23 protein-coding genes and 3 tRNA genes are annotated in these 23,431 nt (G+C 53.1%); 19 read left to right on the top strand and 7 right to left on the bottom strand.

Going from position 1 to position 23,431, the window contains the following annotated elements:
- From HY845_04195 to HY845_04165, 7 genes are all read left to right on the top strand, one after another.
- A partial coding sequence (locus HY845_04195) for a PrgI family protein (GenBank protein ID QQG51728.1) occupies window positions 1-393 on the top strand: 393 nt, incomplete at its 5' end.
- Window positions 394-1,348: 955 nt separating this feature from the next.
- Entirely contained in the window at window positions 1,349-3,097 is a 1,749-nt protein-coding gene (locus HY845_04190) for an ATP-binding protein (GenBank protein ID QQG52158.1), read from the top strand.
- Window positions 3,090-4,475, top strand: a complete 1,386-nt coding sequence (locus HY845_04185) for a hypothetical protein (GenBank protein QQG51727.1) — start codon at window positions 3,090-3,092, stop codon at window positions 4,473-4,475. The genes HY845_04190 and HY845_04185 overlap by 8 nt, the downstream gene beginning before the upstream one ends.
- Window positions 4,472-8,797, top strand: coding sequence for a hypothetical protein (locus HY845_04180; protein ID QQG51726.1), 4,326 nt, complete (start codon window positions 4,472-4,474; stop codon window positions 8,795-8,797). The genes HY845_04185 and HY845_04180 overlap by 4 nt, the downstream gene beginning before the upstream one ends.
- Before the next feature lie 2 nt (window positions 8,798-8,799).
- Window positions 8,800-9,987: a M23 family metallopeptidase gene (locus tag HY845_04175; protein QQG51725.1), complete on the top strand. Its 1,188-nt coding sequence runs from the start codon at window positions 8,800-8,802 to the stop codon at window positions 9,985-9,987.
- A gap of 12 nt (window positions 9,988-9,999) precedes the next feature.
- Window positions 10,000-10,422, top strand: a complete 423-nt coding sequence (locus tag HY845_04170; protein ID QQG51724.1) for a hypothetical protein — start codon at window positions 10,000-10,002, stop codon at window positions 10,420-10,422.
- Window positions 10,423-10,500: 78 nt separating this feature from the next.
- A complete protein-coding gene (locus HY845_04165) occupies window positions 10,501-11,094 on the top strand; it encodes a hypothetical protein (GenBank protein QQG51723.1) in 594 nt (197 codons plus the stop codon).
- Window positions 11,095-11,144: 50 nt separating this feature from the next.
- Here HY845_04165 and HY845_04160 read toward each other — a convergent pair whose 3' ends face one another.
- The 4 genes from HY845_04160 to dnaA all read right to left on the bottom strand — a co-directional run bounded on the left by HY845_04160 (window position 11,145) and on the right by dnaA (window position 15,194).
- Window positions 11,145-11,417: a hypothetical protein gene (locus HY845_04160; GenBank protein ID QQG51722.1), complete on the bottom strand. Its 273-nt coding sequence runs from the start codon at window positions 11,415-11,417 to the stop codon at window positions 11,145-11,147.
- The gene (recF, locus tag HY845_04155; GenBank protein ID QQG51721.1) at window positions 11,414-12,451 is read right to left on the bottom strand and encodes a DNA replication and repair protein RecF; all 1,038 of its coding nucleotides are present in this window, start codon (window positions 12,449-12,451) and stop codon (window positions 11,414-11,416) included. The genes HY845_04160 and recF overlap by 4 nt, the downstream gene beginning before the upstream one ends.
- The gene (dnaN, locus tag HY845_04150) at window positions 12,451-13,530 is read right to left on the bottom strand and encodes a DNA polymerase III subunit beta (GenBank protein QQG51720.1); all 1,080 of its coding nucleotides are present in this window, start codon (window positions 13,528-13,530) and stop codon (window positions 12,451-12,453) included. The genes recF and dnaN overlap by 1 nt, the downstream gene beginning before the upstream one ends.
- Before the next feature lie 308 nt (window positions 13,531-13,838).
- On the bottom strand, window positions 13,839-15,194 hold the full coding sequence (dnaA, locus tag HY845_04145) for a chromosomal replication initiator protein DnaA (protein ID QQG51719.1): 1,356 nt from the start codon (window positions 15,192-15,194) through the stop codon (window positions 13,839-13,841).
- A 104-nt stretch (window positions 15,195-15,298) separates the two neighbouring features.
- Here dnaA and rpmH point away from each other — a divergent pair, with 104 nt between their 5' ends.
- The 6 genes from rpmH (at window position 15,299) to HY845_04115 (ending at window position 16,959) form a co-directional block, all read left to right on the top strand.
- Window positions 15,299-15,427, top strand: a complete 129-nt coding sequence (gene rpmH / locus HY845_04140) for a 50S ribosomal protein L34 (protein ID QQG51718.1) — start codon at window positions 15,299-15,301, stop codon at window positions 15,425-15,427.
- Complete coding sequence (rnpA, locus tag HY845_04135; GenBank protein ID QQG51717.1) at window positions 15,428-15,769, top strand: ribonuclease P protein component; 342 nt, start codon at window positions 15,428-15,430, stop codon at window positions 15,767-15,769.
- A complete protein-coding gene (gene yidD, locus HY845_04130) occupies window positions 15,739-15,972 on the top strand; it encodes a membrane protein insertion efficiency factor YidD (protein QQG51716.1) in 234 nt (77 codons plus the stop codon). Before rnpA ends, yidD begins: the two co-directional genes overlap by 31 nt.
- 13 nt (window positions 15,973-15,985) lie before the next feature.
- On the top strand, window positions 15,986-16,729 hold the full coding sequence (locus tag HY845_04125; protein ID QQG51715.1) for a membrane protein insertase YidC: 744 nt from the start codon (window positions 15,986-15,988) through the stop codon (window positions 16,727-16,729).
- A 49-nt stretch (window positions 16,730-16,778) separates the two neighbouring features.
- Window positions 16,779-16,868, top strand: a tRNA-Ser gene (locus HY845_04120).
- A gap of 18 nt (window positions 16,869-16,886) precedes the next feature.
- Window positions 16,887-16,959: transfer RNA gene (locus HY845_04115), tRNA-Arg, on the top strand.
- A 43-nt stretch (window positions 16,960-17,002) separates the two neighbouring features.
- Here HY845_04115 and HY845_04110 read toward each other — a convergent pair.
- A complete protein-coding gene (locus tag HY845_04110) occupies window positions 17,003-17,722 on the bottom strand; it encodes a ComF family protein (protein ID QQG51714.1) in 720 nt (239 codons plus the stop codon).
- A 37-nt stretch (window positions 17,723-17,759) separates the two neighbouring features.
- Here HY845_04110 and HY845_04105 point away from each other — a divergent pair, with 37 nt between their 5' ends.
- From HY845_04105 to HY845_04080, 6 genes are all read left to right on the top strand, one after another.
- Window positions 17,760-18,140: an Hsp20/alpha crystallin family protein gene (locus tag HY845_04105; protein QQG51713.1), complete on the top strand. Its 381-nt coding sequence runs from the start codon at window positions 17,760-17,762 to the stop codon at window positions 18,138-18,140.
- 78 nt (window positions 18,141-18,218) lie between these two features.
- Window positions 18,219-19,592 (top strand): extracellular solute-binding protein, encoded by a 1,374-nt coding sequence (locus HY845_04100; GenBank protein ID QQG51712.1) that lies wholly within the window; start codon window positions 18,219-18,221, stop codon window positions 19,590-19,592.
- Window positions 19,589-19,924, top strand: a complete 336-nt coding sequence (locus HY845_04095; GenBank protein ID QQG51711.1) for a hypothetical protein — start codon at window positions 19,589-19,591, stop codon at window positions 19,922-19,924. Before HY845_04100 ends, HY845_04095 begins: the two co-directional genes overlap by 4 nt.
- On the top strand, window positions 19,921-20,256 hold the full coding sequence (locus HY845_04090; GenBank protein QQG51710.1) for a hypothetical protein: 336 nt from the start codon (window positions 19,921-19,923) through the stop codon (window positions 20,254-20,256). The genes HY845_04095 and HY845_04090 overlap by 4 nt, the downstream gene beginning before the upstream one ends.
- Entirely contained in the window at window positions 20,253-20,981 is a 729-nt protein-coding gene (locus HY845_04085) for a hypothetical protein (GenBank protein QQG51709.1), read from the top strand. The genes HY845_04090 and HY845_04085 overlap by 4 nt, the downstream gene beginning before the upstream one ends.
- A gap of 43 nt (window positions 20,982-21,024) precedes the next feature.
- Window positions 21,025-21,378 (top strand): hypothetical protein, encoded by a 354-nt coding sequence (locus HY845_04080; GenBank protein QQG51708.1) that lies wholly within the window; start codon window positions 21,025-21,027, stop codon window positions 21,376-21,378.
- Window positions 21,379-21,403: 25 nt separating this feature from the next.
- Here the strand turns inward: HY845_04080 and HY845_04075 are convergent, their stop codons facing one another.
- Both HY845_04075 and HY845_04070 read right to left on the bottom strand, forming a co-directional pair.
- Window positions 21,404-22,918: a type II/IV secretion system protein gene (locus HY845_04075; GenBank protein ID QQG51707.1), complete on the bottom strand. Its 1,515-nt coding sequence runs from the start codon at window positions 22,916-22,918 to the stop codon at window positions 21,404-21,406.
- 186 nt (window positions 22,919-23,104) lie between these two features.
- Window positions 23,105-23,193, bottom strand: a tRNA-Ser gene (locus HY845_04070).
- Between the last annotated feature and the right edge of the window lie 238 nt (window positions 23,194-23,431).

Raw genomic sequence — 23,431 nt, 5'->3', positions numbered from 1 at the left:
ATGGAGGACAAAGTTATTGGTCCGCTGACGCTGACCCAGTTTTTCTATCTGCTCTTCGGCGGCCTTTTTCTTTATCTCTTAAACTCCTGGACCGCCGGAACGCCGCTGCGCGTTATCTATTACCTACTCTTCCCAATCGTCGCGACGCTCTCGATCGCCCTAGCGTTCGTCAAAATCCAGGAGCGGCCGTTCATCTATTTCTTAGGATCGCTCGTAAAATATCTGCAGCGTCCCCGACGCCGAGTTTGGCTCAAAGGCCAATACAAGCGCGAAGTCCAGATCGTTAACAAAGTCGAAGAAAAAACCGAGCAGCCTCATAAGCAGCTCGACCGAGCCAGAGTGCGCGATATCGCTCGGGTAGTGGACGATTACTCAGATGGCCCCGAAGCCTAAGCCTAAAGCGGCGCCGGCCGCGACACAGCAATACGTTCAGATCACCGAGATCCGCGACGATGTCGTGGTGTTAACCGACGGCAGTTTGCGCCAGGTAATTAAAGTGACCCCGATCCCGACCGAACTGCGTAGCCCAAAGGAGCAAGAAGCGGTGATCTTCCAGTTCCGCAGCTTCTTGAACGCCTTACATTTTCCGATTCAAATCGTCATCCAAGGCCGTCGCGTCGACCTCTCTAAATACGTTCAAAAATTACAGGGCGTGGCTGTTGAAGAAACTAACGAGCTCTTAAAGATTCAGCTTGTTGACTACATCGACTTTATCGAACGCCTGGCGAGTGAAGTTAACATCATGGACCGAACCTTCTACGTCGTTGTCTCGCATAGCAAGGTCGTTGCTGACAACACCTCGAAAAAGGGATTCCTAGACAAGATCCTCGGCGGCAAGAAAACCAAGGAAACGGTTTTCACTACTGAAGAGTTTCAGGAATTACGCAATCAGTTAGCCGAGAAGACCCAGGTGGTTTCTGGCCGCCTCGAATCAATGGGCGTGCGCTCAGAAGCCTTAAAAACAGCCGGATTGATCGAGCTTTACTATAACGTTTATAACCCCGAGGAGGCTTCCAGCGAGCGAGTCCAAGACCTCGATCAAATCACTAGCTCTGTTATTAAACATCAAACCGAGACTGGCCTGCCTGAACAGATCGAGAGTATCCTCACCGCCGCTAAGGCTAACCCAGTCCCCAAGCCGCCACCGCCTGATCTGACGGCTGGTACTAGCGCTCCCGCTGCCACGGCGCCAGAAACCCCGGCGACAAGCGCCCCGCCCCCACCGGTAACACCGGAAGAAATCGCCACCGCGACCCCAACTCTTGCGCCGAAGAAATCTCTAAACGAGATCCTGGGGCGCCTTGGTGGCAATAAGACTAAGGAGCAGAAGAGCGCCGACGAGCTTGAGATGGAGGTCTTCAAAAAAGGCTTAGCCGATATTCTGGACGTCATCTCGCCAGCCGGCATGGCAATTAACGCTAACTACGTCGAGCTCGGCAGCTTTTTCGCTCGGACACTCTTCGTTTTTACCTATCCGCGCTATCTCTCCAGCGGCTGGCTGTCGCCAATTTATAACCTCGATGCGACGATCGATATCAGTATGTTTATCTACCCGATGGAGACGAACATCGTCCTTAACCAACTGCGACGCAAAACCACCCAGTTGCAGTCTTCTCTTCAAGTCGAGCAAGAGAAAGGCTTAGTCCGTAATCCAGAGCTAGAAACCGCCATCGGCGACATTGAAGAGCTGCGCGATACCTTACAGAAGGGCGAGACCCGTCTCTTCCAGTACTCGCTGTATTTCACCATTTACGCTAAAACTCAGGAGGATTTGCAGAAACTAACCAAACAGATCGAGACTACTCTGGGCGGCATGCTTGTTTACACTAAGCAATCGCTCTTACAGATGGAGCAAGGGTTCAACACTACCCTGCCGATCGGGCTTGATGAGCTGTCGATCGTCCGTAACCTCGACACCGATTCGCTCTCGACCATCTTCCCCTTCTCCAGCCAGGACATCTCGCATCACGACGGCGTGCTCTACGGCATTAACCTGCACAACAGCTCGCTGGTCCTCTTTGACCGGTTCAAAATCGAGAACGCCAATCAGGTAGTTTTCGCCAAGTCCGGCGCCGGTAAATCTTACGCCGTTAAGCTTGAAGCGTTGCGATCGCTAATGGTTGGCACGGAAGTGATCATCGTTGACCCAGAAAATGAGTACAAAGCGCTCTCCCAGTCAATTGGCGGCAGCTATATCGAGCTGTCCTTGAACTCGGCTCAAAAAATTAACCCGTTCGACTTGCCGCACTTTAGCTCCGACTCCGCCGACACCGGCGAGGATTTGCTGCGCACCACGATTGCTAGCTTACACGGCCTGATCTCGCTCATGGCAGGAGGCTTAAGCCCGGAGGAGGACGCCGTCCTAGACAAGGCCCTATACGAAACTTACGCCCTAAAAGACATCTCGGTCGATCCAAAAACCCAGGGCAACCCGCCGCCGCTTCTCGGCGACCTCATTAACGTTCTTACCAACATGAACGGCGCCGAGAATCTGATTAACCGCCTTCTGAAGTACTCCGAGGGCTCCTTCTCCAACCTCTTCAACGCCCCAACTAACATCGACCTAACGAACCGACTGACTGTGTTTTCGATCCGCAATATGGAGGATGAGCTGCGCCCCTTAGCGATGTATCTAGTCCTTAACTACATCTGGGGTCGCGTCAAAAGCCAGCTTAAGCGTCGTCTGCTAATTATCGACGAGGCTTGGTGGATGATGCGTTTCGACGATACCGCTAAATTCTTAAACGCTATGACGAAACGTGCCCGTAAATATTACCTAGGCGTGACCGTTATTAGCCAAGACGTTGAGGATTTTGTCGAGAACTCTTACGGCAAGGCGATCGTCAGCAACTCGAGCACTCAGCTCCTGCTCGGTCAGGCGCCGTCAGCGGTTGATAAGTTAGCTAGCGTTTTCAAGCTGACGGACGGCGAGAAACAGTTCCTAGTTAGCGCCGACGTCGGCCAGGGGCTGCTTGTTGCTGGGATCGACCGGGCCGCTATCCAAATTATCGCTTCCTACACCGAGGATCAGTTTATTACGACCAATCCTGAGCAACTGCTAGCGATGTTCGGCCAGGAGGTCTCAGGCGATGGCTGAGGACGAGGTTAGCCCCGACATTGACCCTGTTGACGAAGCCGATACCGAGCTTCCCGTTGAACCAACCCCTGAGGATGTAGGAGTAGACGAGACCGGGGAACCAAGTTTAGTCGATGATGCCCGGGCACTCAAAGGGTCATATCAAGACCTCCAAGCCGCCGGTAAGGCCGTTAAGGCAGCGCGGGCCGGGGAAGCCCTAGGAGATGCTGGGGCTGTTGGGAAAGTTGCTCCGGGGGGAGTAACTGGTTTGTTGCTGATGAAAAAAGCGCGCAAGGGCAGCTGGATGCGCGGCGTCCAAGCACGAATTCGCCTCGGTAGAGTTAAAGTTGCCGCTGCTAAAAAGGCTGCTCTGACTTCCGCAAGAGGTACTGCTGCCAAAATGGCTGCCCGCCGTGGCGCTGTCGGGTTGCTGGGACGCGCTGGAACGGCCCTACTAGCCGAAGCGGCTATCCCTGTAATCGGTTGGATCATGGCTGCCGCGACCGCCCTCTGGCTACTGTTTAAAACGAAGCTTGGCAGGTGGATTTTGATCGGCTTATTAGTGCTCATATCGCTGCCAGGATTCTTCTTCGCGATTAGTTTCGGCCTAATAGGATCGTCTCACACTCCTAGTACTCCACAAGAGAAAAATGAGGTGCAGCTGGCCGGGGCGTTTGCCGGCGATGTGCTTGAAACTAAGCAAGTTACTGACCGCTTAATCACTTCAGAGCTCAACCGCTATGAGGCTATTAAGGATAACTTGAAGGAATACTCTACCGGAGCCCCGAGTGACGCCGCTGGACAGGCAGACGCTATAATTACCGACCTGACCGCTCTTAAGAAGAGCTCAACCGGTAAGAAAAACAAGGAGGCGGTGCAAAAGATTGTCGCTAAGAAACGTGCCTTCGAGGCAACTTTACCATTTAACGAGTGGGCAGCTCGTGCCGCCGAGGAGCTTCTAAGGCTACCGCCCGGAACCTGTCCAATCGCCCCGAGAGCCGATACCAACCTTGGTTGCGCCTCATTTGTCTCTTATGTACTTATCAAAGCCGGCATCCCCCAAAGTCATGTTGCCGCGACCGTTGGTGTCTGGACCAATCCAAACCTGACACTAGTCGTCCCGAATCTGCGGACCATTAATACCAACTACTATAACGAGACTAAGGGCAGTCTGAAGCGTGGAGACATTATTTGGTGGGGCTACGGCGTCTGCGGCAAGAAAAAGCGTCAAGCTCCCGGAGGACTGCACTGCCACATCGGGATTTTCGTTGGTAACGACGAAGCGATCCATAACAGCTCGACGAAAGCCAATAAAGCAGGTGGTATCGCCCCGATAAGAAATAAAGTTACTCACCGTAAAGATTTCAACGGCGCTAAGCGTTACGCCCCGCAACCATGATGAATAAAACCAGACGCAAATTCTTAATTTTCCTCGCCGTGCTTTTCACCTTACAGCCTGTCTTCTCAGTGGCGTTGCCTTCACCCATTGCAAGAGCCGTCGACAACGGTGACGCCTCAACTGAGACGGTTGGCGACTTGCCGAGCGTCAGCGAGGACGAATCAATCTATGAAGAGAGTGATGATCTGCAGGACTATAGCGACGAGCTTGGCTTCTACGAGTCCTTCGAGTTGCTTGAAGCGCTTAACGCCGACAGCGATTGTTTGAAAATCGCTCCCCAAGACGTCAACGCCTTGGTGGACGGTCGAGTTGACGTACGAGCTACTAACTATCTCTTAAATCTTGTTTTCCCGAAACCGTACGGCGAAGGGCTCTGCCCGGTTAAGGTGGGGCGACTTCTTAAGAACTATGACACTGATGGGGTCGGCCGTTTCGACAGAGAATCTGCTGACGCCGTTGAGGAAGACGCAAGGTTCATATCCAATCACCGGCGCGGCCAGGCTGTTGATATATCTGAAATTGGGTCTATAACTTGCAAATTAGTTGAGAAGCGCCACGTCGGCGGCAACACCACCCGCTGGCAGCAACCGCGTTCGATCAAGGTCGCGTGGCAATCAGTCGACGGGATAAGCCGCACTCCTACTCCGAAAAGCCCGAGTCTAATGGAAACTGCCGCGACACTCAGCGCGGATGGCATCCTGCGGATGCTCAACGAGTCGGGCGAGATGGACGCTTACGTGGATTACGTCCGCGGCATGGGATTGAAGGACATCATGACCTACGTCGGCGCCAATATCTTGTTGAAAAACGCCGGCGCCTTGAAAATAACCGGCGACCCGCTGGCCGACAGCTATCTGAATGTGATCGGCGCCATAATGCTCGACAAAAGCTTCCCCGGTCTGCCTGACGGACTGATAGCGCAGGATAACCAGGAAAGTGCCGCCGTTGCGATTGCGAGGGCTCGTCTCGAGGAATCGCTCAACATGCCCCCAGGCAGTCTGCGTGGCGCCGGGTGGGACGATATCTTGTCCAACACGGGCGAACGAGTTCTAGAGAACGCTGTCGGCCTACCAACGCTATTCTTCGAGGATCACTCTCTAGATGAGGCTAACAGCCTTGAGACCTTCCGGGCGGCCCTGCGGCACCTAAACGAAGGCGACGAAGCGTTTGATTTCATCGACGGCACGATCGATAAAATCCAGAAAAAAGACGACGAAGGCTTAAAGATGGCCGGTATCAATATGGTGGCGAGCTCCTTCAAGATGAGCGATGCCCAACGCGACGAGATTATCGCCGCCGTCAGGCAAAAACGTCAGCCTAAAGTCGACCCCGACAGCGTCTCGATGGGTAAAGAGTTCCCCCAAGACGCCGCCAAGCTCTTCTTCTCCGAGAATAAAACCGAGCAGGACAAGGCTAGGGCCGAGATGCTCGAGTTCGGTAAGGAAATGCTGCGACAAGCCTTGCAAAAGTCCGCCCCACGGCAGTTTGAAGGCGTCACAACAACTATTCTCAACTCCGTCCTCAACAGGAGTGAATTCAGCCTCGACGAGCTGAAGAAGAATATCGGCGCCAGTAAGATCGGCATCGATTACGGTCTGAACGAAAAGGATATCGCCGCGCTCAAAAAGTCCGGCAGCACTGGCAAAATTGAGGCTAAGATCGCTGATGAGCTGAACAAAGACTACGACCTCGAAGATAAGTTTAAGATCACGGCAACGGAAGTCGACCAGATGCTTGCCGGCAAGAATTACCGCGTCGCGGAAAAAATCGGCGGGCAACAAGCCGATAAGGCGATGGGCTGGAACAAGGGCACTGGGTTTGCGGTAATTAGCGGCGACAAGAAGCTCGCCGACGCCGCCGGGGAGATTTTCAGTAACGCCTTCGGCCAGATTTTAGGCCTCGAGGAAGGTACAGAGATCTCGCTCGACGGTGACGTACAGAATAAATACGGCCGGGCGATGATCGAGCAACGACTCGGCATCAAACTTAATAAAGACAACGCCGCTGACTTCAAGAGCAAGGACCTTCTGTCGGCTTTTGGCATTGAGAGCTCTAAGTCCTTGAGCGAGCTGCAGAAGGACGCCTCGTTCTGGACCGACCCCGATACCGTTGATGCGCTGTCATATGCCGACGCAAACCTTGGTGTCACTGACGGCACCAGCGAAAAGTTCTTGCGCGGCGAGATTAACGTCGATCAGTTAAGCCGCGCCACCGCCAACAACAACATCGCTAACACCACTTTCGATCAACTCTGGAGCTATTTCGACCTCGAAGAGCGCTTCCGCCTAGAGAAGGATGAGGGCAAGCTGCTTTTTGACGTGCTCAAGGACTGGGACAACGCCGCTTTCGAGAAAAAGGACCAAGCCTTCCAGCTGATCCATAAACTTATGGGGCGCTCGATGGATGCCCGAACTGGCTTTGCGATAGATTTCTTTGTTACCTACATCACCACGGGCGACACCGGGATTGCTACGGAGATGATAATCGATCAAGGGATCCGTCAGCTTGCCTTAGCCTTCGGGGTGAATCTCAAAGATTTTGACGAAGACGACCTGAAAAGCATGACCGAGCGAATCATTAAGGTATTCGATGGTGACGCCACTAAGTTAGAGCGCGACTCGTTAATCGATCAGCTTCTTGACGCCACTAATATCCCAAGCGAACACCGTGACGACGCTGCTGCCTTCTTAAAAGGAGACTTCAAAACCGGCTTGGCCGCTTGGTCAGCTAAAATCTGGTCCGATTTTGCCAACAAGTACCTCCCGCCTGAAGCCCAGTTGAGCTACGAGGAGATTCGTCAAACGTTCGACTACGATAACCAGGAGGCGATTAACGACAGGGCGCTACTCCTACTGACAGACGGTGGCCAGATGGAGGGCAACTGGGGCGCCTTAACCGAAGAGCAGCAACAAGAGTTTCTCGGGCAAGCTCGCCGACAGCTCATTCAGGAGTCGCGCGATAACGCCCAATACAAGATTTCTGACGCCTTGCTGGAACAGGCCGCTGGCCAAGATATGCCGGCAAACTTTAGCAAGACAATGTTCGAGGGCACCCAAGAGCAGCGGGCGGAGTTGCTACTCAATTTCGGCATTGCCCGAATCGAAAGCGTATTGCGGACGATAGAGCCAAGCTACCAGGAGGGCACTCTCGAAAAGATTTACAAAGGCAAACTTAGCGCCCGTGACGCTGACCAGTTAGTGTTAACCATCATCAACCGCTCCGGGGTAGAGTTTGGCCCGTTCGATAGTACGTTCATCGCCGAGTTCTACCAGTTCATCCGCTCACAAGGCGACAAGAATTTCTTCACTGACAGCAAGTACGACGGCATGTGGAGTTACTTCGACAGTTGGTTCGAAGATACGCTCGGCATCGGCGAGCTGCCTGGTGGGCTGGCCCGTTCTGTTTTCTTCGCCTCAAAGAACGGCTGGAAGCTGGACGTCGGACTTAAAGACAAGCAAGGGCAGATCCTAGTGCCGTCCTTGAAAGAGCTCGGCGAGAACTTCTTACTCGGCAAGGTCAGTGAGTTCGGCGACAAACAATTCAACTTGCCAGCTGGCTCGACTTTCAGGATCTACCAGGCCGTCAAGAGCTTCCAACAGGCTGAAAGGGCTTACGCCGCTGCCAATACGGCCCAAAACGCCGCCAATTTAAGCAAAGCCCAGGCTGAGTTAACGGTAGTCGTTATCACTATCGCCCTAAACGCTTGCGAAGCCTGCCAACAATTCTTCGCCTCTATCGACAAGGCTATCGCTGCTCCGCCCGGGTTCACCAACGCTGCCGTCGCCGGTGCTATAGCTATGGCGCTCGGCTTAGGACCAGCCGGACTGATCGCCGCGGCCGTGATCTATCTCATTGGCGTCTACCGTGTTGACTACCTCTGCCCGATTCCGCCGCCGGATCGGTTTGCCCTCACGACTTTCGACCCCGAGTACGACAAGCTCGACTATACGTGGGGCGACTACTACACCGACGGAACGAAGGTCGTCAAGGATAACCCTGCCCCTGGAGAGAACCCATTTGATTGGGACGAGGGGCTGCCCTTTGCCGATGGTAATGACCCTAATCTCTGGCGAGCCTGGGCGCGGTACAATACCGGCTTGCTCTTGGAAAAAACAATGGTGTACGGCGAGCAGCGCGAGCGGCCTAATAAGCCTTTGCAGGTTATCACGCTTCGCCAGGCTAACGTGGAGTACTTCTATCCGCGCCGAGCGGCGGTATTCGGCATTATCGAAAGGCTGTTCCCGTCTGTCGGCATGGGCTACAGCCAGAAGACGACCAAGACAACTGATTGGGTCCACGTCGGCTTTGGGGGATGGTTCTAGCTATGTACGAACGTGGAGCAGGAGGGGGCGGCTGCTTGATTGGCTGTGGCATCGCCGCCGCCCTGATGCTACTTGTCCCAATGCTACTCTTTGGCTCGCATAACAACGGTAGCCTCGACAAAGGCGGGCAGACGGCCGGCGCAACAGCTTGCGGGAACGCCATCGATTTTGTTAAAAACGCCGAGTATTTACCTTGGGTCGGCAACGCATCGGCCATATACTTGAAAGGTGATCAGGCGGTATTGATCGCCTTGATTCAGACCGAGTCGAGTTGGAACCCTAAGGCCTCTGCCAAGGGTTCGTCAGCGGCTGGCTTAGCCCAATTTGTTACCGGGACAGCCAGCGGTTACCCAGAGTTCGTCGGTGGCAACGACAAGCACGGCACCACCTGGGACGGCGGCAAGGTCTACCCCAACCCCGACGAGCACCCTGACGACGCCCGTTTCGACCCAGAACGTTCTATATACGCTGCGGCCCACAAGTTCGGCGCCGATATGAAAAAGTACAAGGACGATCCCGAGCAGGCCTATATTGAGGGTTATCACACCCATAAGAACGACGCCCAGCTCAAAGAAGCTCAGGCCGGTGCCAAGCGGATGATGGACGCCTATAACAAGCTTAAATCGGGCGGTAATTGCTCTGGGGGTACCCAGCTTGCTTCGAACGAGCCGTTTGTCTGCGAGGGTCGAAAATTTGTTTTTCCCATTTCAACTGGACACAAAACCCCCTTGCCTACTACCCATCACGACTACAGCGCCAATGACATCTTTGTCTTGGATGGCAAGAATAAAATATACGGTGACCCCGTCGTCTCGATAACTGACGGCTCGGTAGCCGCTGTCCATAAGGATAACAGCGGTGACGGCGGAGTGACGGTTAGGATTGTCGACTCAACCGACGTCTCCTACTACTACGCGCACCTCCAGGCTGGGAGCAACGAGCACCTGCGCAAAGGCCAATCTGTTAAGGCTGGTGAGGTAATTGGCAAAGTCGGCGACACCGGGAACGCTAAAGGTACCGGTCCGCACCTGCACTTGGGTATCGCAAAAAGGGAGGGGCCACAGCACAAGGGCTGGTTTCCTAGCCAATTGCTCGACCCACGTCCGGGCGTTCAGGGCACTTCCCCGCAAAGCAGCTACAAGGCTTTAACTTCATGGAAGAAAGGTGAATGTACCGATCCGAGGGTCTAGAATACTAGGTAGATGAGTTCACTGACGCCAAAAGGTAAACGACTACTATTGATAGCGGCGACTGTTTTAGTCGTGCTGATCGGCTCAATAGTTATCACTATTATCTATCGGAAATCCGGCAGCACCCCGGTGGAGGAATTCTCGGAAAACGCTAGCGTTGAGTTCGTCGACAGTGTTACGAAGCTACCTCATGAAACCGACCACTACAGGGTCGAGTTTGACGACTACTATAATCAACTAGTGATTGTACCGAAGGTGGACATTGATTCCGACGCCAACCCACAGGCTGAACTCGAGCGCGTTTGGCCGACTTACGAACAGTACGCTAATGAGGCCGTCGCTTGGCTCAAAAGTGAGAACTTCGATCTCAAATCTTTTGACGTCAACTTTTGGCAACAGGATTTCTGGCCGACGGGCAAACAGATCACTTACTGAGTTCGTCTAATTCCCTACTGACAAATACGCCCAACTGGTCTAAAGTATGGTTAACTTCCATACGGGAGGAGGTCTCCAATGGGACGATCCTTACTTATCGCCATCGTGCTATGGCTGCTCGCCGGAAACGGTAGCGCTTTAGCCCAAACTAAGAATACGCCCCCAAAGAATGAGAAGGAGCTGCAAGCCCTTCTTGGCAAGAAAGGGGCGTACAACGCCGCAACGTTCACGATCACCGCTTACCAGCGGGGTGCCTACACAATCCTCATCGACGAGGACGTGCCTGGCGAGCCCGGAAAGAAAAACGCGCGCGCCTTCTTGGGCCAGATCAAGGCCAGCAAGGCCCGAGTTGTCTGGGTCGAGGATACGATGCGTGGCGGTGAACGGGCGAATGTTGAACCGATCGACTTCATCGCCAAGCTTCCGAAAGAGACTGCTCACTACCGGATCGAGTTCGACGATTACGACAACAAGATCGTGATCGTGCCGAACGTTAACGTCCGGGGGGACGAGAACCCGGTCTCGGAGCTGGCTCGGGTCTGGCCAACCTACGAGCGCTACTGCAACGAGGCGATCGCCTGGATGAAGCAGCAGCGTTACCAGAAGAGTTGGTTTGACGTCGAGTTCTGGATGCAGGATTTCTGGCCGAAAGGCAAGAAGATCCGCTCCTAAGGCTGGCTGGTCGGAACATTGGTGGGCTGCTCTCGAGCAGCCCACTTCTCTTATCTCTGGGCAGTTATCTTAATCTTCGCGGAGGAGGCGCCAAAAATTCGGCCGACAAGCGTGTGCAGACGGCGACGTTGCAGGTTCAAGCGGGCAGCAGCGGCCTCATTCTGACACTCAATTACTAAGGCGCTGCGTCGCAGAATTACTTTGACCTTCTCTCCGAGCAGTCCTTCAACCTCCACGCTAAGCTTCTGCGCCATCTCGGCTTTACGAAGTGTCTCGTTATGGCCGCCGGACTTAAAGAATGAACCGAGCGATTCTAGACTCATTTTAGAACGATCTGCTGCCAATCTTTAGTCAATGGGTTGGTCTCGATGCTTGTGGCAACTATCTGATACTGGTCGCCGAAACGGTTAAATAGCTTCTCGGCAGTTGGCGCATCGAGCTCGGAGAACATGTCGTCAAGCAGGATTAACGGCTTTTCGCCGGTTCTTTTAGCCAGGAACGCTGCCTCAGCAACCTTTAGCGCCACGACGATGGCTCGAGCCTGGCCGCGCGAGGTATAGCGTCGGGCTGAGCGATCCCCGAAGTGAATCTCCAACTCATCACGATGCGGGCCAACCAGATTTTGGGCCAGTCGCAACTCTTCTTTCAGCACCGACTCTGGTGTCGAAGTATTCTCTTTATAGAAAAGTTCAATATCAACGTCCGTAAAAACTGGTCCGTCTTTCGTCAGACGCGCCTGCAGAAACTCAACGTATTGCTTGCGGTGGTGTCTGACCTTTCCGCCTAAATCAAGGAGCAAGTCGTTCCACGGTGAGAGCTCTTCCCTGCCAGCCCGGTTAGTTTTGAGCAGAAACAGTAAGGCGGAGCGTTCGCGCAGAACCCGGCTGAGTTCCAGATGATTCTGACGGAACTCCTTATCGGTTTGCCAGAGTAGCCCGTCCAGGTAGCGACGCCGCACCTGCGGCGCCCCAATGACAATCTCCAGGTCATCGGGGACAAAGAGGACGCTCGGAAATTTGCCCCAAAACTCCGCCCAGCTGGTTGGCTGGTTGTTTACTTTCAGCTGCCGATCCTTGACGGCACTGGCGGCGAACTGGGCGCCGTAGAAAAAGTCGACTGTTTGCGTTTGGTCGTTTGCCCGCTCTAGGGCGAGTCGGAAGAACGGCTGGTCGAAACAGATCGCCTCATCTAGAGAGCTAGTTTTATTACTTTTGCCCACCGAGAGCAAACGTAAGGCCTCGATAAAGTTGCTTTTGCCGCTACCGTTATAACCAACCACGGCCGTTTTTGCCCCCAGCTCGAAACTCGACGCCTCGAAGTTGCGGAACTTCTCTAAAGTGAGGCGCCTAGCTGTCATTACTCAAGACGCAAGGGCATCACGAGGTAGAGGTAATCAGCCCCAGCACTTGGGCGCAGGACAATCGGGCTCTTGCTGTCGACGAACTCTAAGCTAACTTCGCCGCTAATATGCGAGAGCGCCTCAATTAGGTATTGAGCGTTTAGCGAAATGGCGAACGGTTTATCAACTGGAGTATTGAGTGTGACTTCGTTGACATTGTCTCCCAAGCTAACTGATGAAGCATGGAGGCGTAGCTTATCCCCTTCGAGGGTCAATTTAGTGCTATACGCCGAGTCTCGGGAGAATAAGCTAGCGAGCTTCAACGATTGGGCTAGCGCACTTGAAGCAACAGTGACTTTAAGTTCGCTTTTCTTTGGCAAGATGGCGGCGTAATCAGGAAATTTCCCCTCGAGAATTCGACTTGTCAGCTCAACCTCGCCTTGCCGAAACTTAACCTGAGTGCCGGCAAATGACACCTCGACCTTATCGGGGCCGAGAATGCGCACTAGCTCCTGGAGGGAGCGGCGGGGAATAATGTAGTCCCCCGTCAGCTTAGTAGCGATTTTGGCTTTTGTATAAGCCAAACGATAGCCGTCGGTCCCAACTAACTCTAAGGAGTCGCCGCCGAAGCGCCAGAGCAGTCCCCCAAGTACTGGCCTAGTGTCGTCAAGCGCGGCAGCAAAAATCGTCCGATTTATCGCCGCTACGAGCTCCTCAGATTGGAGTTCAACCTTCTGCCCCACCTTAGCCTGCGGCAGCGACGGATACTCCTCAGCTGCCAGGCCCTTGAACGAAGCTTGGTGGTTAGTGGAATGAATATGGAGAGTCAGGTCGTCCGTGAAGAGTGTCAGACTGTGATCAGTATTGTTCTGTAGGTATTCCGTCACGAGGCGTGCCGGCACCGTGACGCGGCCCTTCTCCTTAACTTCGGCGTCAATCTTCGCCTCGAGCGTCTGCTCTAAATCTGTTGAGCGCAGCACAAGACCAGTATCCGTTAGCTCTAGATAGATATTCTGTAAGATCGGCAGCGTTGATCTAGCCGTGGCTAGCCGGCCAACGATGTTAACGGCTTGAATCAAGTTTTCCTTTTCACACATACACTTCATATTTCTATCCTCCGATTAGAGCCCAGAAGGCTGTTTAGATTATTTGGAGCTGCGCTTTCTTGTTCACATATATATTTCATAGGTAGGTTAAATAACAAGTTGTAGTAATAAGCATTGTGGGAAAGTGGACAGCCTTCGAGCAGGGAGAGGGGAAAACCTCGCGTTACTTGTGGAAAAGATGGGGAGTAACGGGGGAAGCTTTCTCAACCTGTTGAGAGGGGCGGCACCGAGGAGGGTTGTTAAACTTACCCCCAAATTGGCTGGTAGTTTTCCACATAATATCCAGGCGGATATAGGCGTCATCCGCGTAGTTCCCCGACGATGCTGTTTAAGTCCTTCTCGGTACTGCCGTCAGCTTTCTTCATTTTGGTAATTTTGTCGACAGCGTGCATCACTGTCGTGTGGTCTTTGCCGCCGAACGCTTCGCCGATCTGTGGGTAAGACTGCTTGAGGCGTTCACGCAGCAGGTACATCGCGACTTGCCTGGGATAAACTAAGGTCTTAACTCGTTTTGCGCCCAATAGGTCAGAAACCTCGACGTCGTAATAATCAGCCACGGTTTGGATAACTTTCTTAGTGGTAAGGTTCTTGCCGCTATGTTTAGTCAGATCCTTTAAGACCCTTTCGGTAAAGGCGATTGTTATTGGCTCCTTCTCGATCTCGGCCGTTGTTAAGAGCTTAGTTAGGCTGCCCTCCAGCTCGCGGACGTTTGAAGTCGCCGCGTTAGCGATATACTCCAAGACTTGTGGCTCGATATTAATGCCACGCTCCCTGGCCTTCTCCTGCAAGATCGCCATCCGCGTTTCGAAGTTCGGGCTCTGAATGTCGGCGATCATACCCCAGCCAAGCCTAGAGGAAAGCCGCTCCTCAAGATTAGGGATCTCCTTTGGCACGCGATCGCTAGTCAAGACGATCTGACGATTTGCCTGATGGAGAATATTGAAAGTGTGGAAAAACTCTTCCTGGGTACCCTCCTTGTTAGCGAGAAACTGAATGTCGTCCACTAGAAGCACGTCTATGGAGCGGTACTTACTCTTAAAGGTGTCGATCGTTTTATTCTGCAGGGCTTGAATAAACTCGCTAGTGAAAGTCTCGCAGGACACGAAGCCGATTTTTTTGCTCGGGTCGCGCCGAAGCACCTCGTTGCCTATAGCCTGCATCAGATGGGTTTTGCCTAAGCCCACGCCGCCGTAGATGAATAAGGGGTTGTAGGCCTCGCCGGGCCGTTCCGCGACCACCTGTGCCGCCGCAAAGGCAAGGCGGTTATTATTACCGACGATAAAGGTCTCGAAGGTGTAATTAGGCCTGAACTTCTTGCTGCTGGGCGAGTCCGTAGTGGCGGTCTTTGAGGCGTCCAATGTCTCCGTTTGCTCAACCTGTAGTAACGGTAAATCTTCACTTAGGGGGACCTTAGCCGCGGCGACAACGACCCGAAGGTCGTTTAGCGGCGAGAAGTGCTTCTCGAGCTCCTGGCGGATCTGGCTAAGAGCATTTTTCTCGACCCAGGTTTTAGCGTATTCATTGGCAACGGCAATCGTGATCAGGCCGTCACCCTCTTCTTTGAGGCTAGTTGATCTCAGCCAGGTGGCGTAATTTGGACGGCTAAAATGAGGCTCAAGTTTAGCGAGAATATCTTTCCATAAACCGTTTGCCATCGCGGGTAGAATGTACCGGAGTTTTCCACAGGAAGCAACCTGTTAAGCCTCGACTCCTTGAGTGCCTAGCGAGTTTTCCACAAAAAAGGTAGAATATCTTTCAAATGCGACGGACACTGCAACGTAACAAACGACATTACCAAAAAACTCATGGTTTCCGAGCCCGAACCCAAAGTGGCTCTACCGTCTTGAAAGCGCGACGAGCAAAAGGTCGCGCTGTTTTGGCGAGATAAATGCTTAAAAAGGAGAACCGCCTCAAGTCACAAGGCGAGTTTTCCCGGGTACTCAAAGAGGGGAAACGCTTCAGCGGGCAGTTTCTGTTAATCGCCGCTGCTGATCCCAAGGAAAAACACCCTCGCGTCGGTGTTGTGGTGAGCAAGAAAGTTGAGAAGAAGGCCGTTCACCGTAACCGTCTGCGACGAATAGTGGCTCACGTCTTCGAGCACCTTATCAAGGAGTCGCCGCCGAAGGCCGATGTAGTAATAATCATTAGGTCAAAACCCGAGGCCGAAGCTTTTGCCGCCCTCGAAAGAGATATAAAGAAATGGCGCGCCGCTTTTTCGCCCTCCTCATAACGGCTTACCAGCGAACCTTATCGCCGGATCACGGGCCGCTACGCCAGGTAACGGGAGGCATTTGCCGTTATCAGCCGACTTGCTCCGAGTACACGAAAGAGGCTATCCTTAAGCACGGCACCGTCCGAGGCGTCTGGCTAGGGGCAAAGCGGATAAGCCGCTGTCACCCCTTTGCTGCTGGCGGGTTCGACCCAGTGCCTTAGATAACGAATCTCAATGAAAGAATTTCTCAAAGTCATTCTCTACAAACCGCTGTTCAACCTGCTGGTTTTCTTTGCCTGGCTAGTCCCGGGCCATAGTATTGGCTGGGGGATAATTCTTCTAACAGTCTTTGTCAAAGTCTTGCTTTGGAAACTCCAGAACAAGTCGTTGCGCGCCCCGCTCCAGATGCGCGCCTATCAAGACGAACTTAAGGCCGTCCAGGAGAAGCATAAAGATGACCGCGCCGCACAAGGCCAGGCAGTGCTGGCTTTTTACAAGGAGAAGGGCATTAACCCGCTTTCTGGCTGCCTGCCCCTTCTAATCCAGCTACCGATTATTCTAATTCTCTACCGCGTCTTTATTGCAGGGCTTAACGCTTCAAGGCCTGACCTTATTTACTCATTTACGCCGCATATCGAGACGATCAACACCATGTTCTTCGGCATCGACCTTGCCAAACCAGAGGGCTGGATTCTGCCGATTATTGCCGGTGTTGCCCAGTTACTGCAGAGTCGTCACTACGCCCAGCTGACCCAGAGCCCAACAGGTAGCGCTAACGATGCGGCAGCGATGATGAATAAGCAGATGGTCTACCTCTTTCCGATCATGACCTTCTTTATCGCTCGCTCTCTTCCAGCTGGCCTTGCGGTCTACTGGATCGCATCCACCCTTTTCCAATTTGTTCAGCAATATTACGTCTTTAAGACGTTTAAGCTACCAGAGGCCAAGGTCAAACTTACAGTCCGCGAGAAAAAGTAGGACCGAACTGGTGACTTGGTGCTATCTGTAAGATATAATCTAAGGCGCTGGAGGCGTGGCAGAGTGGACGAATGCGGCGCTCTTGAAAAGCGTTAGGGGTGAAAGCTCCTCGTGGGTTCGAATCCTACCGCCTCCGCCAGAACGTCTCAGCACATATGCGCCCGTAGCTCAGTGGATAGAGTATTTGCTTGCGGAGCAAAGGGTCGCTGGTTCGAGTCCAGCCGGGCGCGCAGAAGGTAAACCGCTAGAATCGCTTGAGCGCTTGCGCCAGCGTTAGCCGTGGGCCAGGGTTAAGGCGACAATTTCTTCGGTGCCAACTTTCCGTAGCGTTCGAGCAGCCTCGCCCAGAGTGGCGCCGGTAGTAATAACATCATCAACAAGAATTATTTTCTTCGGAGCAGTTTCGCCCCCAACGACCCTGAAGGCGCCTTTAACGTTCTTGAGCCGCTCCTTGCGGCCGAGCTCTGCCTGGGCTTTGGTATGGCGCGATCGCTTTAAGCCGTTCCACACGCTCAAGCCGTATCGCCTGGCCAGTTGTTCGCAGAATACTTCCGACTGATTGAAGCCTCGCTCCTGCAATCGTTCCCGCGAGAGCGGCAGAGGGACTAGGACAGCCCCCTTCACTTCCAGCCGTGCCATTATCATCTCTCCAAAATTCTCCAGATAGAAACTTATAGCGTCGGTGTAGCCGCCGAACTTAACTCCCTTGATCAAGCGCTGAACTCCCTGGTGGTGGTAGGCAAAAAGACTAACGGCACCGTCGAGCTTCGTTACCCCGCGACAGTGGTTGCATAAACCGTCCTCGGCGGCTTTAGCGCAAATTACGCAGGTAATTGGGCGAGTGGCAGGCAAAGATTCTCGACAATCCGGGCAGAGCCACTCCCCTTCATCGCTGCAGACCAGGCACTCGACCGGCAGCAGCGCTCGCAACAGGCCGCGTCGCACGATGTTTGCTAAGCTGCTCCGGTTGTCGTAACGACGGACTTTTGTCATTGACTCCCCCATTCTACGCCTCCATAATGGAGACACGATGGCGAAAAACGAAGTTCAGCTACAAGGCGAGGAGTGGCTCGAGGAAGAAGAGGGGCAGCTTGCCATAGACGCCTACCAAGACGATGAGAATGTCTATATCAAGGCACCGATCGCCGGTGTTAATGTTGATGACCTCGAGATCTCGATAACGGACGAGGTGGTCAGTGTTAAGGGCGCGCGCCGTAACGACGCCGAGGTTGCCCGTGAAGGCTACTTTGTTCAAGAGTGTTACTGGGGAAACTTCATGCGCTCCTACATCCTGCCAGTTTCGGTTGACGCTTCGAAAGCTGAAGCTAAGCTCCGTGACGGTATCCTGACGGTTCGTATCCCTAAGCAAGAGAAAACCAAAACCCGCGTACTCAAGGTTTCAGCAGAGTAGTTAGAAGGTAGCCTTAGCGGTCGTCGACACTATTTTCTTGCTTGTAAAAGAGGGCGAATTGCGAGACGCTATTCTTGCATGAAGCGAGGGGTTTTAATTATTGTCGCTGTTGTTTTCCTCATCCTGTTTGGGGTCGTTGCTTTCTTAATCGCCCGGGGCGGCAAAAAGTCGACAACTAGCAAACCAGTTTTAAGCGTCTGGGCACCGTTCGACGAGAAGAAGGCTTACGAAGAGATTAGCAAGGGCTTCTTCTTGAATCGTCAGGACACTGAATTTGAGTTCCGTCATATCCAGGCTAAAGACGCTAAGGATTATGAGGCCAAGGTTGTAGACGCGATCGCTTCAGGGGCTGGCCCGGATATCTGGTTAACGAGGACCGACTGGCTGCCAAAACACGAAGCCAAGCTTCTCAGCGCTCCAGACACTTTGGAGTGGCCGGTAGAACAGAAGGTGAACAAGGCGGATATTCTGAAGACTTTCTTAGGAGAGAAAATACTAGCGCAGAATTCCCGTTCAGGGCGTCTCTATGGCTTGCCTCTCAGCGTTGATAGCCTGGCGCTTTATATCAATAGTAATGTCGTCAGCCAGGTTACAACCGAATTGGGGGAGGCTAGCGACCCGCAGGAGGTGGTTTTCGAAGCGCCACCGAAGACCTGGGCAGAGCTTGAAACTTGGAACAAGTTGATTACGCGTCGCAACGGTAACGGCTTTAGCCGCTCCGGGATTGCGCTGGGGACAGTTGATAATACCTACGCCCCCGTAGACGTATACCTGGCACTGTTGCAGCAGCGTGGCGGCAACCTCTACGACGAAACAGGCAAGGAGGTCGCCTTACACCTCACGGCAGACGCTCAAGCCCCAGCCCGCGAAGCGCTCGACTACTTCGCCGCTTACTCCAACCCTAATAACCCCAGCTACTCTTGGAACACCGCTGCTGGCGACCCGGTAAAGCGCTTTACCGAGAATAAGCTTGGTATGATGATCGGTTTTTCGAGCTTACGACTCGATATTTATAGCGCTGACCGCAACTTTACCAACTACACCATTGCTCCACTGCCTCAGATCAAGGATCCAAAGCTACCAACAGAATCTCGGACGGACTACGCCGCGTACTGGACGCATGTCGTTTCGAAAACTAGCGACCTACCGCAGCTTGCCTGGGAGTATCTTCAATACCTTACCGAAGAATCAGTCCAGGGGAGCTACAACCGCCTGACCCTAAAACCGACGCTCGATATGGTTGATGGTAACGGGGAATCCACGGACAGCGAGGTTATGCCGTCGCCACAGCAATTCGCAACTCAAGTAGCTAACGCCAAAGGGGCCTATAAACCGGAGTGGCAGTTCGTTGACGAGACGCTGCAAACCATGCTCCGTGCCGTAACGGTTTCTGGTGAAGCCGCTCAAGTCGCGGTTGATTCAGCGGCAGCAAAACTCAAGGCTGGCCAATGACTTCCTGGCTAGGTAAGGCTTTAGCGCAAGACATCCATCTGGGTCTACCGTTCGGGGACCGGGCTGAATACACAACTTTTAACGCCTACTTCACGGCGCTAATCAGTTTCGCTGTGACGATCGCTAGCCTTGTTGCCGTACTGGTCATTGTTTACGCCGGCTATGTTTACACCCAGAGCCAGGGTCAGGCCGACAAGGTGTCTTTTGCCAAGGAATTAATCGCCGGGGCGCTAACTGGCCTGGCACTGCTCCTAATGATTCGGCTAATTCTGCCAACGCTGGGCATTGGCGATAATCCGGCGGCGATGTTTCTGGAGGTGTTGCGATCATGAACCTGCTCGTAACTTTTCTTGTGGCGAAGGTCTACGCCGTGACCGAAGCACCTAAGCTGGACCTCACAAAAGACAACTCGGGCATACCTGATCTAAGCTGGGCGGATTTAGTTGATAATGCTATCACCTGGCTTGCGACAATAGCGGCCTTAGCCGCCTTCGTCGGGATTATCTACTCGGGCTACCTGATGATTACTTCGAACGGCGACCCGGCCCAGATGGCTAAGGCCAAAAGCAACATGATTTGGGCGATCGCCGGGTTCTTGGTGGCAATTTTTGCCTACGTGATTGTTAATTTCGTTATCAGTCTTGGCGAAGGACTGTCCTCATGAATCTGGATCAGGTCTTAAACCTTATACCGCCATGTCTGCGCGGCGACAACGTCATTAACGAGACGGCACTCAATACCTGCGTTATTGGTTCGGTCCAGTACTACATCAACCTACTGCTGATCGTGATCGGTATCGCCGCCTTCTTTTTTCTCGTCTACGGCGGCATCCAAATGGCAACCGCTTTTGGTAACGAAGCCAAGTACACCGCGGCCAAAAATACCGTTTCACACGCGATCATGGGTATTATTATCGCGAGCCTAGCCTACATGATCGTCAGTTTCGTAACCTCATTCTTTGGTGCGGATGCGCCAACTCTCTACAACGAGAAGGGACAGGAAGTAACTAACGACTCCGCGAAAGTTGCGCCGCTAGCCGTCTCGGCCGCGTACACCAAAGACCCTGACCCCAATACTTTAAGTGCGGACGAAATTGCTGCCGTTCGTGGCGGTAGCGGTAGTGCCGGGGAGTCCTTGCCTATTGATGGCAGTGGTAATATTTCGATCTTGCTACACGACCGGGCGGTTTTTGAGGCGAAACTAGTTAGTGACAGCGGAACGCTCGATCTAGATATAAAAGAGTACACCGCCGAAGGCACTACCTACTACTGGGTTCGTAGTTGGGGCAAGGCCACAAGTTACAAGAACGGCAAACTGGTTATAAAACAGAAGGTTGACGGTGTCTTTCATACCCGCGAGGTCAAAATTGAGGTTCCGGACACCCCTTGACATGCTGGCAGCGAAACAGAACAATGGGCTATAGGAGGACTATATGTTAACTAAAATTCACGATCTTATTTTCGTTCACGCATACGCTCAGGGGGTTACCGGCAGCGATTTTCTTAATAAGTTTTCTTTCCAGAAGAGCTCTGGTTCGGCAAGCAGCATTTTCGGCGGCCTCGTTGGTAAAGTCTTAGTCTGGGTCTTGGCAATTATTGCCTTGATCGCCTTCTTCTATCTGATTTTCAGCGGCGTTAAGTACATCACTTCTGGTGGTGACGCGGCGAAAGCAACCGAAGCGCGTAACGGAATCATCAACGCCATTATCGGTATTATCGTGGTTATTCTGGCCTACGTTATTCTGCAGTTTGCCTTCAAGGCTGGCGACGCCTTAGTGGGACCGTAAAGCAAAAATCAAATCTGAAGCGTGTTTAGCCCAACTTCTCGGTTGGGCTAACTAGTCCTTTGGCGATTTTTTCCTGCAAGTCGTCGTTTAGTAACTTGTAGCCCAACTCTTTATAAACTTTCGCGAACTCCCCGAGTGTCGCTTTATTTTTTATGAGCTCAGCAAACTCAATGGACGGCTCCAGAAACTCCGAAATCACAACCCGCCCTTTCTTGCCGGTATTGCCGCATTTGGGGCAGCCCTTGCCGTTACAACTAGCGCAAACCCGACGCACCAAGCGCTGCGCGATAATTAGGCTGATCGCATCGGCCAATAGGTATGTCGGTACGCCCATCTCGATTAACCGGGCGAACGTCGCCGGCGCTGAGTTAGTGTGGAGCGTTGTTAGAACTAGGTGCCCGGTCAGGGAGGCGTTGATAGCGATCTCGGCGGTTTCTTTATCGCGGATCTCCCCGACCAAGATGACGTCAGGATCTTGACGCAAGACGGCTCGCAAGGCCTGGGAGAAATCGAAACCGGCCGCATGGTCAACCTCGATCTGCTCGATACCAGCGATTTTGTACTCGACCGGATCCTCGATCGTGATGATTTTAACGTCAGGCTTGTTAAGCAAGCTTAATACGGCGTAAAGCGTCGTTGTCTTACCGGAGCCAGTCGGGCCAGTGATGACGATGAGGCCGTTCTCGCGCTTGATATTGCGCTCAATGGCCTGCTTCGTTCCCTCAGCGAGCCCCAGGCGCTCTAAGCTCAAAAGCTCCTGGGCGGTCAGGAGACGTAGCTCGATGGTTTCGCCGTAGGTTGCTGGCAAAACATTAACACGAACATCGATCTGGCCTTTACCAACGGCAATCGAGAAACGACCGTCTTGTGGGCCCATCTGTCTATTTAATTTGAGGTGGGCCAGGTTTTTGACCCGACTGAGCAGCAAGTGATACTCGCCGTGATCGATACTGGCGGCATCGAGGAGCTCGCCGTCAACCCTAAAGCGTATACGGACGTGCTCGCTTTGCGGCTCGAAGTGCACATCGGTAGCGTCAAAGGCTAATGCCCCAGAAAGAATAGACTCAAAAAGTTGAGTGATACTTACTCCACCTAGGGCGCTCGCAAAGTCGGTCAGAGTAGCGATTTCTTTAAGGAACTCGTCGATGGACTTCTGCTTGGCCTTAGCGCTTGTATCGCTCGTCCTGCGGACGAGCTTGTCGTATTGGGTCAGGGCGAAGTTGATTGAGCTTAGCGAGCAGACATGCGGCTCAAAGAGAATATTTTTACGATGCCCGATCTCGTTCATCACCTCCGAAAGGCCGACGTTATGCGGGTAAGGCGTAGCGACACGAACGGTATTGCCGAGGCGGTTAAAGGCGATAACCATATTTTTTTTGGCAATAGCGTTCGGGATTATCTCTAAGACGTCGCCGGTAAATGGGTAGTTAACCAGATTAATGTAGGGTAAGTTGTTCTCTTTGGCCACGAGCTGGGTCTGCTCTTCCTCCTTTTTTCGGGAGTACCCATGGATGACAGACTTAATATTTTTCTGGCTCATACAGATATTGTACCGGAACTTCCGGGGCACTTTTGCAATGCGGAGAGGCTGGTAAGTCTCCGCTTCGCTCCGGAAAGCTCCTCCACTACAGTTACGTCGCTAACGAACCCTCGGACGCTGCCCGAGGGTTCGACCAGCCTTACCAAATCACAAAAGCGCCCACACGGGGTGGGCACTTTTGCAATGCGGAGAGGCTGGGATTCGAACCCAGGGTCCCTCTTACGAGAGACAACTCATTAGCAGTGAGCTCCATTCGGCCACTCTGGCACCTCTCCATACGTAAAACTACCGAGGAATTATACCATATAAACCGATAATCCTCCCCCCTCCCCGCGGAGGTTTTTGGCCCTTTGGGGCGTTGCGGACGACGAGCGGGCACGGTTTCCCGAGCATCGAGGGAAGAGCGAGGAGGAGCACGAGAGCCAAGCCGACGCCGGCGGCGAGGACTCGTACCCAAGGAGTAAAAACCTTCCCCTAAACCCTTGACTTCTAACCTGTTACATGGTAGAGTTG

The sequence above is a fragment of the Candidatus Berkelbacteria bacterium genome (assembly GCA_016432625.1).
In the GTDB taxonomy this organism is placed as follows: domain Bacteria; phylum Patescibacteriota; class UBA1384; order 2-12-FULL-50-11; family 2-12-FULL-50-11.
This window is presented reverse-complemented; position numbering and strand designations above follow the sequence as displayed.